This is a genomic window from Fertoeibacter niger (genome assembly GCF_009380135.2).
In the GTDB taxonomy this organism is placed as follows: Bacteria; Pseudomonadota; Alphaproteobacteria; order Rhodobacterales; family Rhodobacteraceae; genus Fertoeibacter; species Fertoeibacter niger.
In genome coordinates this window covers 36,111-52,106 of record NZ_WHUT02000011.1, presented here as the reverse complement: position 1 = coordinate 52,106, position 15,996 = coordinate 36,111, and the positions used below count along the sequence as shown (strand labels likewise).

The window sequence follows — 15,996 nt, the reverse complement described above, 5'->3', positions numbered from 1 at the left end:
CAGACGGCAGGCCCCGGTCATGTCTCGCGGAAGGCGCGGGTGAAGTAGTCGGTGAAGGGTTTGATCAGATAGGTCATCGGGCTGCGGTCTTCGGTGCGGATGAAGGCCTCCACCGGCATGCCGGGGATCAGTGTCAGACCCTCCAGCTTTTCGATCTCGCCGGGTTCCAGCACGATTTCGGCCCGGTAATACGACATCTGCGACCTCTGGTCGGTCAGCGCATCGGCGGAGACCACGGCCACGCGGCCGTTCAATTCGGGCGTGGTGCGCGCGGAAAAGGCCGAGAACACCAGTTTCACCGCCTGACCGGGATGCACCTGGTCGATGTGGATCGGCGGCACCTGCGAGGCGATGACCAGCGGGCGGTCCTGCGGGATCAGATACAGCACCGGGTCGGCAGGGCGCAGCACCGAACGCGGCGCCGTCACCTGCATGCCCAGCACGATACCCGACACGGGGGCGCGGATATCCAGCCGGTCGATGCGTTCGGCCAGCGCACGGCGGCGTTCCACCAGTTCCAGCTCGCGATAGCCGAAATCGCGCAGCTGGGTGATCGCCTCTTCACGCCGCCCGGACCCGAGGCGCAGGATTTCGATGTCGGTTTCGGTGATGCGGCCCTCGGCCTGGGCGCGGCTGGCGGTCAGTTCGCCCACCGTCCCCCGCAGCCGGGCCTCTTCGCGTTGCAGGGCCAGCACGCGGCTGGCTTGGGCAAGGCCCCGGTCCAGCAGGCTTTGCTGGTCGTCCAGTTCCTGCTGTATCAGCTCCAGCTGCGTCTCAAGGGCGGCACTTTGCGCATCGACGCCCTCGATCTGGCTGGCAATCTGGCCGCGCCGTTTGGACATCTGGTCAACCTGCTGCGCCAGCGTGTTGCGCCGCGATTCGAACAGGCGCAACTGGCCGTCCATCAGTTCGGCCACATCGGGGCGGGTTTTGGCAATGGCCACCAGCTCGTCGGAAAACACCACCTCGTCGGCGTCGGAAAGTTCGGCCTCCAGCCGCCCTCGCCGTGCCGAAATCTCAAAAAGCTGGCCTTCGACAATGGCGTATTCCGACCGCATCATCGCCCCGTCAAGCCTGAGCAGCAGGTCGCCGGCCTGAACCGTGTCGCCTTCGGCCACGCTGATGGATTCAACCACGCCGCCATCCGGGTGCTGCACGATCTGGCGGTTCTGTTCCACCTCGATCTGGCCCGAGGTGACGATGGCCCCGGCGATCTGCGACATCAGGCTCCATGTGCCGAAACCGCCGACCAGAAGCACCAGCATCAGCATGCCGTTCACAATGGGGCGGGTGGCCGACCAGTTGCGGTTTGGTTTGGTCATGTTACACCTCCGGGGCCGGCACTTTTCACAATCTCTGTATGGTTTTTCACCATGTCGCGCAGCACCTGGTCGCGCGGGCCAAAGGCGCGGCGGGTGCCTTCTTCCAGCACCATCAACAGGTCGCATTCCTGGATGGCCGCGGGGCGGTGCGCCATGATCAGGACCGATCCGCCTGCATCCTTCATCGCGCGGATCGCGAGGTTCAGCGCCACCGACCCTTCGTTGTCGAGGTTGGAGTTCGGCTCGTCCAGCACCAGAACCACCGGGTCGCCATACATGGCCCGCGCCAGCCCGATACGCTGAATCTGCCCGCCCGACAGCCGCCCGCCAAGCGCCGCCACCCGGGTGTCATAGCCATCGGGCAGTTTCACGATCATGTCATGCGCGGCGGCCTTCTTGGCGGCCTCCACCACTTTCGCGCCGTCAGGGTTCGTTTGCAGGCGCGCGATGTTTTCGGCAATCGTGCCTTCGAACAGCATCACGCGCTGCGGCAGATAGCCGATATAGCTGCCCAGCGTGTCGGGATCATACTGGTCGAGCGTGGCCCCATCCAGCCGGACCTTGCCGCCTGCGGGCCGCCACACGCCGATGAGCGCCCGCGCCAGCGAGGATTTGCCAGAGCCTGACGGCCCGATCACCCCCAGCGCCTGCCCGGGTTCAAGACGGAAGTTCACCACCCGCAGCACGGCCTGCGACTCGCCCGGGGGCACCAGTGTCAGGTTCTGCGCCTCGATGATCGCGCGGGGGCGGGGCAGTTCGGTGCGGTGTGGTTCGGCAGGCTGGCGGGTGAACAGGTCAGCCAGCCGGCTCCAGCCTTCCTGCGCGCGCTGCACAACGGCCCATTGGCCCACGGCCATTTCCACCGGGGCAAGCGCGCGGCCCATCAGGATGGACCCTGCGATCATTGCGCCGGGGCTGATTTCGCCCTGAAGCACCAGCCAGGCACCAAGCCCCAGCATCGCCGATTGCAGGAACAGGCGCAGGGTGCGCGACAGTGTGGTAAACACGCCGGTCTTGTCGGCGGCGCTGATGGCGGCCTCCAGTGCTGCCCCGCGCGCCTTTTGCCAGCGGGTAAAGCCCGCGCCAGACATGCCAAGCGCCTGCACCACCTCGGATTCGCTTTTCAGGTTCTCGGCGATTCGTTCGGCCTGGATGCCCGCGACGTTGGCGCGGTGCATCGGGCTTTGCGTGACAATCTGGTTCAGCACCGTGACAACGATCAGCACCCCGCCGCCGACGATGGCCAGCCAGCCCATATAGGGGTGGAACACGAAGATCGCGGCCGCGAAAAGCGGTGTCCAGGGAATGTCGAACAATGCGATGAAAACGGGTGACGACCACAGCCGCTGCACCGCCTCCAGATCGCGCTGCGCCGCGATCGCGGCCTGGTCGCCCGGCGCCAGCGCCAGACGCCGCACCGAGGCCTCGAACACCCGGCGGTCGAGATTGTCCTGAAACCGCGCGCCCACCCGCGCCATGATCCGGCTGCGGGCATGGTCCAGCACACCCATGGACAGAAACATGAAGGTCGCCAGGATCGACAGCGCCACCAGCGTTTCCTCGGACCGGCTGCCCAGCACCCGGTCATAGATTTGCAACATGTAAAGCGGGCCGGTCAGCATCAGCAGGTTCACGAATATGCTGAACAGGAAAACAATCAGAAACAGCCCGCGTGACAGCCGGCGTGCGGCGGCAAGCTCTGATCGGCCTCTGGCGAAGTCCATCGCTGTCATCTTGCAGTATTCCTTGCGGTGTATGGCCCTGAACAATGGTCCTGACAGGGTGGACATTCCGGCACCAGAGGCGTTTCGGCAAGATTCTTCCTGCGTCACCCACCTGCCACGCTTGGCCGTTGTGTTCACCTTCAAGGCTGCTTAAGGCTTGTCATCCAATTCAAAAGACTATGGTTAGCGGCTGAGTTCAGCGGACAGTAGGAAGATGGCCTTGGAATTTCCATTGTTTTTTGCGGAAGCCCCGAAAATGCATGCGTCCCCCCTGCTCTGCGCCGCTGTGACCGCGCTTGTGCTGGCCGGCTGCACCGCCCCGGCACCCGAGGGGATCAATGACCCCAACGAGGTGACGAACCGCCAGGTGCATGAGTTCAACCGCGGACTTGACCGCGCGTTGTTGCGGCCCGCCTCGACCGTCTATGGCGGTGTCGTGCCCGAGCCGGTGCAGACCGGCCTGTCAAACGTGGCCAACAACCTGGACCTGCCGGGCGATGTGCTGAACAACCTGTTGCAGGGCCGTCCGCACCACGCCATCCAGAACACGTGGCGTTTCGCCATCAACTCGACCGTGGGCATTGGCGGACTGTTCGACCCGTCGAAACTGATCGGGCTGAATGGCATCAAGACCGATTTCGGCGAGACGCTGCATGTCTGGGGCGCGGGCGAGGGCAATTATGTGGAACTGCCGGGCTTTGGCCCGTCAACCGCGCGCGATGCCACGGGCACGGTGGTGGACATCGTGACCAACCCTGTCCGCCTTGCGCTGCCTTCGCCTGAAAGCCATGTGGGCACCGTGGCCTCGGTGGCCTCAACACTTGGTGATCGCAGCCGCTATTCCGATACGGTCGATTCGATCCTATATGAGAGTGCGGACAGCTATGCGCAGGCCCGCCTGCTCTATCTGCAGAACCGGCGGTTCGAACTGGGCCAGACCGGCGGTGCCGACGATGCTTTCCTTGACCCCTACGAGGATCCCTATGCCGAATGACATGTTCTTCCCCGCCGTGATGACCCGCCGCGCCTTTGGCACCGGGCTTGTCATGACCGCCGCCGCCGTGGCGATGCCTTGGCAGGCTCAGGCCCTGACGGTGGATGATGCCCGCGCGCTGGTCAACAAGGCCATCGGCGAGGTGAATGCCACGATCAGCTCCGGCAAGTCGGAACAGGCGATGTTCGGCGATTTCGAACGCATCTTTTCGCGCTATGCCGATGTGCCGACCATCGCCCGTTCGGCGCTGGGCGTGGCAGCGCGCTCGGCCAGCGCAGGCCAGATGCGCGAGTTTACGCAGGCCTATCAAGGCTACATCAGCCGCAAATATGGCCGCCGCTTCCGCGAGTTCATTGGCGGCACGATCGAGGTGACGGATGCGCGCCCGCTGAAAAGCTATTTCGAGGTTATCTCGGTAGCCTATCTGCGTGGCGAATCGCCTTTCGACCTGCGCTGGCATGTGGCGGACAAATCCGGCAAGGATCTGTTCTTCAACATCATCATCGAGGGCGTGAACATGCTGGCGTCCGAACGCACCGAGGTTGGCGCGCTACTGGACCGCCGCAATGGCGACATCAACGCGCTGATCGCGGATCTGAAAACCGCCTGAAAGGGCCAGGCCGTGCGGAATGACCGCAACACCTGACCGCTGCCAGCCAAATCGAACGCCCCGCAGTTGTGGGGCGTTCTGCATTCTGCCGGTGCGTCCGGGGCAGCGGGCTGCGGTCAGTTACCCAGACCCAGCACGTCGCGCAGGATCTGTTCCACCGGGTCCACCCGCTCGCGCTGGCGGGTCAGTTGCGGATCCTGGCTGTCTTGCTGCGGGGCGCTTTCCACCACCGGCGGGCGGCGCGGTTCGGGCACGATCTTGGGCAGCGGGCGGGCGGGCAGGCCCTCATGCACGCGGATCATCACCTCTTGCCAGATCTGCGCGGGCAACCCGCCGCCGGTCACGCCGGTCAGGGGGGTGTTGTCGTCATAGCCCATCCAGACGCCCGCCACATAATCGGCGGTGAACCCCACGAACCACGCATCGCGTGCGGCCTGTGTGGTGCCGGTCTTGCCCGCCGCCTCGCGCCCCGGAAGCTGCGCGCGGGTGCCGGTGCCGGAATCGATCACCTGAATCATCATGTAGGTCAGCAGTTGCGCCGCCTCTTCGGAAATCACCCGCTCGCCGATGCCGCCCTCCTGCCCGATCAGCGGGGTGTCATCGCCTTGCAGCTTCAGTTCCACCAGACCATAGGGTTTCACGGACGAGCCGCCGTTCAGGATGCCCGCATAGGCCCCCGTCATCTCGATCAGCGTTGATTCCGATGCCCCCAGCGCCAGCGCGGGCCCCGCAGCCAGATCATTGGCGATGCCGAAATCCGTGGCCACCTTGCGCACCAGTTCGCTGCCCACGCCTTCGGACACTTTCACCGCCGGGATGTTCAGCGATTGTTTCAGCGCATCGGTCAAGGTGACGATGCCGCGGAATTTCTTGTCGTAATTCGAGGGCGTCCAGGGGCCGGAGCCGGGGATGTTCAGCGTCAGCGGGCTGTCATCCACGAAATCGGCGGGGCTGTAGCCCACATCCAGCGCCGCGGCATAGATGAAGGGCTTGAAGGCCGATCCCGTCTGCCGCAACGCCTGCGTGGCGCGGTTGAAGGAACCCGCCGCCTCGATGTTGCGACCGCCGACCATGGCGCGCACCGCGCCATCCGCCGACATCACCACCACGGCGGCTTGCGCCTTTGAGCCTTCCTTGACCTTTGTGGCGAACACATCGGCCAGCGCCGATTCGGCGGCGCGTTGCAGCCGCTGGTCCAGCGTGCTGCGGATGATCACATCCTCGGTGGTTTCCTTGGTCAGAAAGGCCGGGCCCTGTTCCATCACCCAATCGGCAAAGAACCCGCCCGACCGGCTTTGCGCCGCTTCTGACAGTTGCGCCGGGTTGCGGCGGGCCTGTTCGGCCTCGGCCATGGTCAGATAGCCCTGATCCTCCATCAGCCCGACGATCACATTCGCGCGGTCAGTCGCGCGTTGCAGATTGCCGGTGGGCGCGTAATAGGACGGCGCCTTCAGCAGGCCCGCCAGCATTGCCCCCTCGGCCGGGCCCACCACATTGGCGGATTTACCGAAATACCTCTGCGACGCCGCCTCGAAACCGCGCGCGCCCGCACCCAGATAGGCGCGGTTGAAATAGATCGTCAGGATGTCGGCCTTGGAATACTTGAACTCCATCGCCAGCGCGAAGGGCACTTCCTTGACCTTGCGCCAGATGCCGCCCTGCCGGCAGTCGGCCTCATAGGCCGCCTCCGATTCCCACTGGGTCACATCATAGGCAACTCCCAGACACAGCAGCTTGGCCACCTGCTGCGTGATGGTCGAGCCGCCGTTGCCCTCCAGCGGGCCGCGTCCCTCGGACAGGTTGATGCGAACGGCAGATGCAATGCCGCGCGGGCTGATGCCCAGATGGCGGTAAAAGCGTTTGTCTTCGGTGGCGATCACCGCGTTGCGAAGGTGTTCCGATACCGAATCAGACGTGATCTGCCCGCCGAACGTCTCTCCCCGCCACGCAAACACCTTGCCGTCGCGGTCCAGCAGCGTGACAGACCCGCGCGCGCGACCGTCAAGCAGGTCGGTGACAGCGGGAAGCTGCATGGCGAAATAGAGCGTGGACGCCCCGACCACCAGCGCCAGCACAAAGGCGATGCGCCAGCCAACCCCCCAGATGATGCGCCAGATCAGGCGGAACAGCCCGATGAACAGCGCCGCCACCGGGTTGCGCCGGGGGGCGGGTTTGCGGGGGGCCGCGCGGCGGGGCGCGGGCTTGCCGCCCTTGGGGCCGCCCGTGCCGTTACCACCCTTTTGCGGTGCCCGGTGACGGCGATCCGCCACCAGCGGCCCGCGCCCCTTGCCTGTTCCGTTCATTTCCGACTGCCCGCCTGTTTTCTGCGACCTGTTTTGCCGCAGTGTAGCGCGATGCGCCGCGAATGTGGAGCGGGTGGTGGGCCGATTCGAGTCCACAATCAGCCTAAAAAAGCATCAAAAGCAAAAACTAGTGCAAAAAATGTGCAACTTAGTGATGGATTGGCGGGAATCCACCTGCCCAATTCTTGTGCTGCGCCGCCGAAAGCCGCCTTCTGTTCCGCGTGGGCCCCAGCTCGGGCCGCCTGCCAAAACGAAGGGGGTCGATGTGAAACTCATCATTGCAGCAATCAAGCCGTTCAAGCTGGAGGAGGTCCGCGAGGCGCTGACCACCATCGGCGTGCGCGGCATGATGGTGACCGAGATCAAGGGCTTCGGCTCGCAGTCCGGCCATACGGAAATCTACCGCGGCGCCGAATATGCCGTGAACTTTGTGCCGAAAGTCCGGCTGGAGATCGTGGTCAGCGACAGTCTGGCCGAGCCGGTGGTCGAAACCATCCGCACCACCGCCAAGACCGACAAGATCGGCGACGGCAAGATCTTCGTGCTCGACGTTGAACACGCTGTCCGCGTGCGCACGGGCGAAATCAATGACGACGCGCTCTGACGCGGACGGGAAGGGGAAACCGGGAAAATGATGAAATTGCTGAAATATTCTGGCCTGATGGCGCTGGGAGCCTCGGCTTTTGCCAGCTTGCCAGCCTGGGCGCAGGAAGCAACGGCCGAGGCCACGACCGAAGCGGCGGCGCTGGCCCCCTATGTCTATGAAAAGGTCGTGGACAAGGGCGATGTGGCCTGGATGAGCATCTCCACCGTGTTGGTGCTGCTGATGACCGTGCCGGGCCTTGCGCTGTTCTACGGCGGCCTCTGCCGCACCAAGAACATGCTGTCGATGCTGACCCAGGTGTTCATGATCGTCTGCCTGGTCTGCGTGATCTGGGTGACATACGGCTATTCGCTGGCGTTCAGCTATGGCGGGTCGATGGATACCTATGTGGGTGGCCTGTCGAAAATGTTCCTCGCGGGCGTCGATGCGACCACAACGGTTGCCACCTTCACCAACGGCATCTGGCTGCCGGAATACACGTTCATCGCCTTCCAGATGACATTCGCCTGCATTACCCCGGCGCTGATCGTCGGCGCCTTTGCCGAGCGGATGAAATTCAGCTCGTTGATGGTGTTCGTGATCCTCTGGGTGACGTTCATCTACTTCCCGATGGCCCATATGGTCTGGTGGTGGGGCGGCCCGGACTTCCTGGCCGAACAGCAGACAGCCTTGCTGATTGCCGAAGCTGCGGGTGACGCGGCAGGTGCCGAGGCGGCTGCCGCCAATCTGGCCGCCAATGGCCTGATCTGGAACTGGGGCGCGCTGGACTTTGCCGGTGGCACAGTTGTGCACATCAACGCCGGTATGGCTGGTCTGGTGGGTTGCATCATGCTGGGCAAGCGCGTGGGCTATGGCAAGGAATCCATGGCACCGCATTCGCTGGTGATGACGATGATCGGCGCGGCGCTGCTGTGGGTCGGCTGGTTCGGCTTCAACGCCGGGTCCAACCTTGAATCGAACTCTATCGCCTCGCTGGCCATCGTGAACACCTTTGTCGCCACCGCGGCGGCAGGTCTGGCCTGGATGCTGGCGGAATGGCTGATGAAAGGCCACCCCTCGCTGCTGGGTCTGGTGTCGGGCGTTGTGTCGGGTCTGGTTGCCGTCACTCCGGCCGCCGGTTTCGCCGGGCCGATGGGTTCCATCGTGCTGGGTCTGATTGCCGGTGTCGCCTGCTTCTTCTTCGTGGGCTATGTGAAGAACGCGCTGAAACTGGACGACAGCCTCGACGTGTTCGGCATCCACGGCCTTGCGGGCATCATCGGCGCCTTGGGCACGGGTATCCTGGTCAACCCGGCGCTGGGTGGTGCGGGCATCCCCGACTACCTGACCCAGCCGGGTTCGCTGCTGGTGGCTGACTATGACTTCGGCTTCATGTTCATGGCACAGCTGAAAGCGGTTCTGTTCACGGTCTGCTTCTCGGGTATCGGCTCGTATATCCTGTTCATGGTGGTCAAGGCCGTGATGGGCCTGCGGGTGAAGGAAGACGTGGAACGCGAAGGCCTGGACGTGGCCGAACACGGCGAGCGCGCCTACAACATGTGATCTCGGCCCGGGCCGGGTGTGTTGCCCCGGCCCGGCAGCATGGCGGGTCCTCCCCCCGCCGTGCAAAACTCGGGCCCGGATGCGCAGGCATCCGGGCCTGTTTGTTGTGCGGGTTGCCGGTTGTCTTGAAACTCGCCGGTCAGCAAAAAGCCCGGGCAAAACCTGCCCGGGCTTTGCCATTGCAGCGGATGGGTGTCAGCGGATGACCTGCGCCACCGCTTTTGCCAGCACCGGCACGGTCTGCGCGTTCAGCCCCGCGATGTTCAGGCGGCTGTCGCCCACCATGTAGATGCCATGTTCCACCCTCAGCCGTTCCACCTGATCCGCCGTGATACCCAGGCGCGAGAACATGCCCCGATGCGCGCCCACGAAACCGAAGCGGTCCGATCCCGTCTCGGCCCGCAGCGCATCGGCCAGCGCCTGCCGCAGGGTCAGCATGTTCAGCCGCACCTCCTCCAGCTCGGATTTCCACAGCGCGGTCAGGGCAGCATTCTCAAGGATCATCGTGACCAGCCGCGCGCCATGGTCGGGCGGGAACGAGTAATTCTGCCGGTTCAGAAAGGCGAGGTTGCCCTGCGTCACCGCCCGCAGCCCCGCATCGCCGATGGTCATCAGAATGCCCGTGCGTTCGCGGTAGATGCCGAAGTTTTTCGAGCAGCTTGCCGCGATCAGCACCTCGGGGCATTCCCGCGCGATCAGCCGGGTGGGGGCTGCATCCTCCTCCAGCCCGTCGCCGAAGCCCTGATAGGCCAGATCGACCAGCGGCACCGCGTGCCGGCGGTTCAGCAGGGCCGCCACCGCCGCCCATTCCACCATGTTCAGGTTGGCCCCGGTGGGGTTGTGGCAGCAACCGTGCAGCAGCACCACATCGCCGGGCTTCACCGCATCAAGATCGGCCATCATGCCGTCAAAATCCACCGCGCCGGATTCCGCGTCGAAATAGCGGTATTCGCGCATGGGAATGCCCAGATAGCGGATGATCGACGGGTGGTTCGGCCAGGTGGGGTTCGACAGCCAGACGGTCGCCTGCGGTGCGGCCATGCGCACCAGTTCCAGCGCCTGCCGGATCGCCCCGGTTCCGCCCGGCGTCGCCACGGCGGCGATGCGGTCATCGGCCACGGCCCCTGCCAGTATCATCCCCGCCATGGCGGTGGCGAAGGCCGGGTCGCCCGCAAGCCCGGTATAGGTCTTGGTAGTCTGGGTTTCCCACAGCGTCTTTTCCGCCGCCTTCACCGCCCGCATCACCGGGGTCAGGCCGGTGGCATCCTTGTAGACGCCCACGCCCAGGTCGATTTTCACCGGGCGGGGGTCATCCTTGAACATCTGGATCAGTTGCAGGATCTTGTCGGCGGGTTGCGCCTTGAGCTCGGTCAGCATCGTCTTATCCTTTTGCAACCTTCAGATCGTCATACATGCCCCATTCGGCCCATGACCCGTCATAAAGCGCATGGTTGCGGTGGCCGATACGCTCCAGCGCCAGCGACAGGATCGCCGCCGACACGCCCGACCCGCAGGTGGTGATGGCCGGTTTCGCCAGATCCACGCCGGCCTCAATAAATACGGCGCGCAGCGCGTCGGGTGCCTTCATCGTGCCGTCGGCATGCAGCAGGCTGGCATAGGGCACGTTCCTCGCGCCCGGAATATGGCCGGACCGCAGGCCCGCGCGGGGTTCGGGCGCCTCGCCCCTGAACCGGGCCGCAGGGCGGGCGTCGATGATTTCGGCCTCGCCCAGCTTGCTGGCATGGGCCACCTGCGTCACGTCCTTCACCAGCCCGGCCAGGCGCTGCACGGTGATGTGGCGGTCGCGCAGCACGGGGGGCATATCCTCCACCGGATGCCCCTCGGCCTGCCATTTCGGAAAACCGCCGTCCAGCACGGCCACATCCAGCTTGCCCATCAGCCGGAAGGTCCACCACACCCGGGCTGCGGAAAAAAGCCCCGACCCGTCATACACCACCACCTGATGCCCGTCGCCCACGCCCATCGCCCGCATCCGGCTGATGAATTTTTCGGGCGGCGGGGCCATGTGGGGCAGGGTGGAACGGTGATCGGAAATCTCGTCGATGTCGAAGAACCGCGCGCCGGGGATATGTGCCGTGGCATATTCGGCCTTTGCATCGCGCCCGGCGGCGGGCAGATACCACGAGGCATCCAGCACCCGCAGATCGGGGTCGCGCAGATGCGCGGCCAGCCAGCCGGTCGAGACCAGCGTTTTCGGATCGTCGGTGAATGCGGAGGTCATGGCCCGGCTCCTCGCGGCGTTTGCTTCGGCTTAATCGCGCGCCGCGTTACAGGCAAGACCGCAGGGCGTCGCGGCCATCACAGCCGAAAGATTATTGCGCGTTCTGCTTCAGAAGGCGGCCCTTTTCGCGGTTCCAGTCGCGCTTGGCCTCGGTCTCGCGCTTGTCGGCCTTGTTCTTGCCCTTGGCGATGCCCAGCTTGATCTTCACGATGCCACGGTCGTTGAAATACATCTTCAGCGGCACGATGGTCATGCCCTCGCGCGCGGTGGCGTTCCAGAGGCGCGACAGTTCCTTGCGGCTGACCAGCAGCTTGCGGCGGCGGCGTTCCTCATGCGGAAAGGTCTTGGCGCGGGTATAGGGGGCGACATAGCCGTTGATCAGCCACAATTCGCCACCCTCGACGCTTGCATAGCTTTCGGCGATGTTCGACCCGCCGATGCGCAGCGATTTCACCTCGGACCCGAACAGCATGATGCCGGCCTCAATGTCATCCTCGATGTGGTAATCGAAGCGCGCGCGGCGGTTTTCGGCGATGAGTTTCGAATTGGGATCGGATTTTTCAACCATGATCGGTGTCAGATAAGGGTGGGGGCGGGCAAAGTCCAGTGTCAGAGGCGGGCGGCGCGGCGTGACCGCAAGAGGGTATAGATGCCCGCCGCCACCACGATGGCCGAGCCCAGCAGCGTCATCGCATCGGGGCGTTCGGCGAATACCACCGCGCCCAGGATCAGCGCGAACACCAGCCGGGTATAGCGGAACGGCGTGACCACGCTGACCTCGCCCGTGCGCATCGCCACGGTCAGCGCCCAATAGGCGGCTACTCCGATGACCGTGGCCGCCGCCAGTTGCCCGCCCCGCGCCATGTCAACCGCCACCGCACCGCCCTGCCACAGCAGCAACCCGGCCCCGGTCGGCACCATCGCGGCAAAGCCGTAGATGCCCAACTGGAAATTGCTCAGCACCTTGGGCGCGGCCCGCGTCGCCAGATCGCGGCCCGCAAAGCCGATCAGCCCGGCCACCGCCAGCAGCGATGCCATGGTAAACCCCTCCAGCCCCGGACGCAGGATCACCAGCACCCCCAGCAGCCCGATCAGGATCGCCGACCAGCGCCGCCAGCCCACCTTTTCGCCGAATATCAGCGCGGCCCCGGCCACCACGACCAGCGGTGTGGCTTGCAGGATCGCGCTGGCGCTGGACAGCGCAGTAAAGGCCAGCGCGAGGGTGTAGAACAGCCGCCCCATCACCTCGAACGCCGCTTTCAGCAGCATCCGGGGCTGCACCACCGCCGGGTGCCAGATGCGCTGCCCCTGTGCGCGGGTCAGCGCCATGAACAGCAGCATCCCGCCCGCGCCAAAGATGATGAGGATCTGCCCCACCGGCATGCCGGACCCTGCGACACGCTTCAGCAGCATGTCCTCGATGGCGAAGCCCAGCATCGCCGCCACCATGAAAAGGCTACCGCGCAGATTGTCCATGTGCCGCCTTTCCCGGATATCGGGCCTTTCCGATGATGTTGCAGCGAAAAGGCCCGTGCGGGCTTTGGGCGTTCAGTTCACCAGGCCGGCATGGCGCATGGCCGCGTCGATGCGTGCCTTGGTGCCGTCGGTCAGGCCGACCAGCGGCAGGCGCACTTCGGGCGAACACAGGCCCAGTTGCGACAGGCCGTATTTCGCCCCCGCCAGCCCCGGCTCGATGAAGATCGCCTCGTGCAGCGGCATCAGCCGGTCCTGATACTCCAGCGCCAGCGCATAGTCGCCCGCAAGCGTGGCGTTCTGGAACGCGGCGCACAGGCGCGGGGCCACATTGGCGGTGACGGAAATGCAGCCCGTGCCGCCATGCGCGTTGAACCCCAGCGCCGTGGCATCCTCGCCCGACAGCTGGATGAAATCCGGCCCGCAGGTATGGCGCTGCTGGCTGACCCGCTCGATCTTGCCGGTGGCGTCCTTCACCCCCACGATGCGCGGCAGTTTCGCCAACTGGCCCATGGTCTCGGGTGACATGTCCACCACCGAACGGCCCGGGATGTTGTAGATGATGATCGGCAGGTTGCAGCAATCATGCAGCGCGGTGTAATGTGCAATCAGCCCCGCCTGTGTGGGCTTGTTATAATAGGGCGTCACCACCAGCGCCGCATCGGCACCCACGGCTTCGGCGTGGCGGATCAGGCGGATACCCTCGGCGGTGTTGTTCGAACCGGCCCCGGCGATCACCGGAATGCGGCCTGCAGCGGCTTTCACCACCTCCTCGATCACCGTCTCATGCTCTTCATGGCTCAGGGTCGGGCTTTCGCCCGTGGTTCCCACCGGTACCAGCCCCGCCGATCCTTCGGCCACATGCCATTCGACCAGCTTCTTCAGCGTGTCCAGATCCAGTGCGCCGTCCTTGAACGGCGTCACGAGGGCGGGAATGGACCCTTTGATCATGACACGCTTCTCCATGGCTCTGGGCGCTGAGTCGCCCTGTTGCAAACAGAGGCCTTCCTAGCGCCCCCTGCGGGGCTTGCCAAGCATCGCTGCCGCCTGCGCCGCCGGATGCGGCCTTTCCGCCGGCTGGCGCGCTTGTGTGTTGCGGTGCGGCGTAGGCTGGGGCAGAATCGGGCTATGCAAAATGTGATCCAGACCCTGCACCGCACCTGCCTGCGCCTAATGCGGCTGACAACCGTTCTGGCGGTTGCGCTGCTGCTGTTGGCCCCTGTCGTGCCCGCCCGCGCCGATGAAACCGCCGCGCTGCGCAGCGCGCTGGCCCGGGTTGCGGCGCGCGACTGGCAAGGGGCGCAGGCCGCCGCCGCCGGTGCCGGGCCACTGGGCCGTGACATCGTGGAATGGCACCGGCTGCGCGCGGGGCAGGGGCTGCTGGGGGAGTATGAGGCGTTTCTTGCGCGCCGTGGCGACTGGCCGGGCCTGCCCCTGCTGCGCCAGAGGGGCGAAGAGGCGGTGGCGCGGTCGAACACCCCCGCGCGGATCATCGGCTATTTCGGCAGGCGCCACCCGGCGACAGCCGAAGGCTCGATCGCGCTGGTGCAGGCGCTGGCCGCTGCAGGGCGAGATGCCGATGCCCGGACCGAGGCGCAGCGCGCCTGGCTTGCCCTGCCCTTCACCGCCGAGGATGAGGCGCGCCTGCTGGCCTTTCAGCCGCAGGCGCTGGCGCGCATGCACGAGGCGCGGCTGGACCATCTGCTGTGGGACGGCGAAGGCCGCGAGGCCGAGGCGCGGCGCATGCTGGCGCGCGTCAGCCCGGGCTGGCAGGCGCTGGCCGCCGCGCGCATGGCGCTGCGGGCAGAAAGCAACGGGGTCGATGCGCTGGTCGCCGCCGTGCCCCCCGCGCTGGCCGGTGATCCGGGGCTGGCCTATGAGCGGTTCGTCTGGCGCGTGCGCAAGGGCCGGATGGAGGATGCGGCGGCCCTGATACTGGAGCGCAGCACCAATCCGGCCGCCTTGGGCGACCCGGGCGAATGGGCCCCGCGCCGCGCCCGCGTGACCCGCTGGCTGCTGGAGCGGGGGCAGGCCGAACTGGCCTACAAGGTGGCCTCGCGGCATTGGGTGACATCGGGTGGCGATTTTGCCGATCTGGAGTTCCTGTCGGGTTTCATCGCCCTGCGCCATCTAAACCAGCCCGAAACCGCGCTGGCGCATTTCCGCTATCTGGCCACGGGGGTCGGCACGGCGATCAGCCTGTCGCGCGCGTTCTACTGGGAGGGCCGCGCACTGGAGGCGATGGCCAAGCCAGATGCCGCCCGCGCCGCCTATGAAGAGGCGGCAATGCACCAGACGGCCTATTACGGCCTGCTGGCGGCGGAAAAGCTGGGGCAGACCCTTGATATCCGGCTGTTGTCAGAAGAGCGGCCCGCAGACTGGCGCACCGCCGGCTTTGCCAATTCCTCGGTGCTGGCAGCGGCGCGGCTGCTGCTGCGGGCGGGCGATGCGGATCAGGCGAAACGGTTCATCCTGCATCTGGCCGAGGGGCTGACCGGGCCGGAGCTGGACCAGCTGGCCGATCTGGTGCTGGCCATGGACGAGCCGCATGTGGCTGTGCTCTTGGGCAAGCAGGGGGCGGAACGCGGGGTGATCCTGCCGCGCGCCTATTTCCCGGTCACGGGTCTGGTGCCCGAGGATGGCCTTCCGGTCACGCGCGCATTGGCACTGGCCATCGCGCGGCGGGAAAGCGAGTTCAACCCCGTGGTGGTCAGCCCCGCCGGTGCGCGCGGGCTGATGCAGGTGATGCCGGGCACCGCGCAGATGATGGCGACACGGGTGGGCACCGATTATGTGGCCAGCAAGCTGACCTCGGACCCCGGCTATAACGTGCGGATGGGCACAGCCTATCTGGCGCAGCTGGTCGAGGAATTCGGCCCGTCGATCGCGCTGGTGGCCTCGGGCTACAACGCCGGGCCGGGGCGGCCGCGCAACTGGATCACCGAATTCGGCGACCCGCGCCGGGCCGATGTCGATGTGGTGGACTGGGTGGAAACCATCCCCTTTGCCGAAACCCGCACCTATGTGATGCGGGTGGCGGAATCGCTGGTGATCTACCGCGCGAAACTGGCGGGCCGGGCCGGGCCGGTGCGCATCACGGATGAATTGAAGGGCTAGGCGGGGCGTCACCACGCCGATGCTGGCGCTCTTGGAAGGCCACCGGGGCTCTGCCCCGGACCCCG

Annotated in this window: 13 protein-coding genes; 5 read left to right on the top strand and 8 right to left on the bottom strand. The window is 65.6% G+C overall.

Annotation, left to right across the window (positions count from 1 at the left end; genetic code table 11):
• Positions 1-17: 17 nt before the first annotated feature.
• Together GEU84_RS16655 and GEU84_RS16650 are read right to left on the bottom strand one after the other, a co-directional pair.
• A complete protein-coding gene (locus GEU84_RS16655) occupies positions 18-1,322 on the bottom strand; it encodes an HlyD family type I secretion periplasmic adaptor subunit (RefSeq protein WP_152828181.1) in 1,305 nt (434 codons plus the stop codon).
• Entirely contained in the window at positions 1,319-3,055 is a 1,737-nt protein-coding gene (locus GEU84_RS16650) for a type I secretion system permease/ATPase (RefSeq protein ID WP_152828179.1), read from the bottom strand. Before GEU84_RS16650 ends, GEU84_RS16655 begins: the two co-directional genes overlap by 4 nt.
• Positions 3,056-3,302: 247 nt before the next feature.
• On the opposite strand from GEU84_RS16650, the gene GEU84_RS16645 reads away from it, so the two are divergent.
• Positions 3,303-4,040, top strand: a complete 738-nt coding sequence (locus tag GEU84_RS16645) for an MlaA family lipoprotein (protein ID WP_152828177.1) — start codon at positions 3,303-3,305, stop codon at positions 4,038-4,040.
• Positions 4,030-4,650 carry an MlaC/ttg2D family ABC transporter substrate-binding protein gene (locus tag GEU84_RS16640; RefSeq protein ID WP_152828175.1) on the top strand — a complete coding sequence of 207 codons (621 nt, stop codon included), beginning with the start codon at positions 4,030-4,032 and terminating at the stop codon, positions 4,648-4,650. The genes GEU84_RS16645 and GEU84_RS16640 overlap by 11 nt, the downstream gene beginning before the upstream one ends.
• Before the next feature lie 116 nt (positions 4,651-4,766).
• Here the strand turns inward: GEU84_RS16640 and GEU84_RS16635 are convergent, their stop codons facing one another.
• Complete coding sequence (locus tag GEU84_RS16635) at positions 4,767-6,953, bottom strand: transglycosylase domain-containing protein (protein ID WP_152828173.1); 2,187 nt, start codon at positions 6,951-6,953, stop codon at positions 4,767-4,769.
• 265 nt (positions 6,954-7,218) lie between these two features.
• Between GEU84_RS16635 and GEU84_RS16630 the strand changes: the two genes are divergently transcribed.
• Positions 7,219-7,557: a P-II family nitrogen regulator gene (locus GEU84_RS16630; RefSeq protein ID WP_174539936.1), complete on the top strand. Its 339-nt coding sequence runs from the start codon at positions 7,219-7,221 to the stop codon at positions 7,555-7,557.
• Between the two features lie 27 nt (positions 7,558-7,584).
• Entirely contained in the window at positions 7,585-9,099 is a 1,515-nt protein-coding gene (locus GEU84_RS16625; protein ID WP_217438601.1) for an ammonium transporter, read from the top strand.
• A gap of 195 nt (positions 9,100-9,294) precedes the next feature.
• Here GEU84_RS16625 and GEU84_RS16620 read toward each other — a convergent pair whose 3' ends face one another.
• From GEU84_RS16620 to dapA, 5 genes are all read right to left on the bottom strand, one after another.
• Entirely contained in the window at positions 9,295-10,476 is a 1,182-nt protein-coding gene (locus tag GEU84_RS16620) for an amino acid aminotransferase (protein WP_152828171.1), read from the bottom strand.
• Between the two features lie 4 nt (positions 10,477-10,480).
• Positions 10,481-11,341 (bottom strand): 3-mercaptopyruvate sulfurtransferase, encoded by an 861-nt coding sequence (gene sseA, locus GEU84_RS16615; RefSeq protein WP_152828169.1) that lies wholly within the window; start codon positions 11,339-11,341, stop codon positions 10,481-10,483.
• 91 nt (positions 11,342-11,432) lie between these two features.
• Complete coding sequence (gene smpB / locus GEU84_RS16610) at positions 11,433-11,909, bottom strand: SsrA-binding protein SmpB (RefSeq protein ID WP_152828166.1); 477 nt, start codon at positions 11,907-11,909, stop codon at positions 11,433-11,435.
• Positions 11,910-11,950: 41 nt separating this feature from the next.
• Positions 11,951-12,817 carry a DMT family transporter gene (locus GEU84_RS16605; RefSeq protein WP_152828164.1) on the bottom strand — a complete coding sequence of 289 codons (867 nt, stop codon included), beginning with the start codon at positions 12,815-12,817 and terminating at the stop codon, positions 11,951-11,953.
• Positions 12,818-12,889: 72 nt separating this feature from the next.
• Entirely contained in the window at positions 12,890-13,765 is an 876-nt protein-coding gene (gene dapA, locus GEU84_RS16600; RefSeq protein ID WP_152828162.1) for a 4-hydroxy-tetrahydrodipicolinate synthase, read from the bottom strand.
• A 177-nt stretch (positions 13,766-13,942) separates the two neighbouring features.
• Here dapA and GEU84_RS16595 point away from each other — a divergent pair, with 177 nt between their 5' ends.
• Positions 13,943-15,931 (top strand): lytic transglycosylase domain-containing protein, encoded by a 1,989-nt coding sequence (locus GEU84_RS16595; protein WP_420899286.1) that lies wholly within the window; start codon positions 13,943-13,945, stop codon positions 15,929-15,931.
• Positions 15,932-15,996 lie beyond the last annotated feature (65 nt).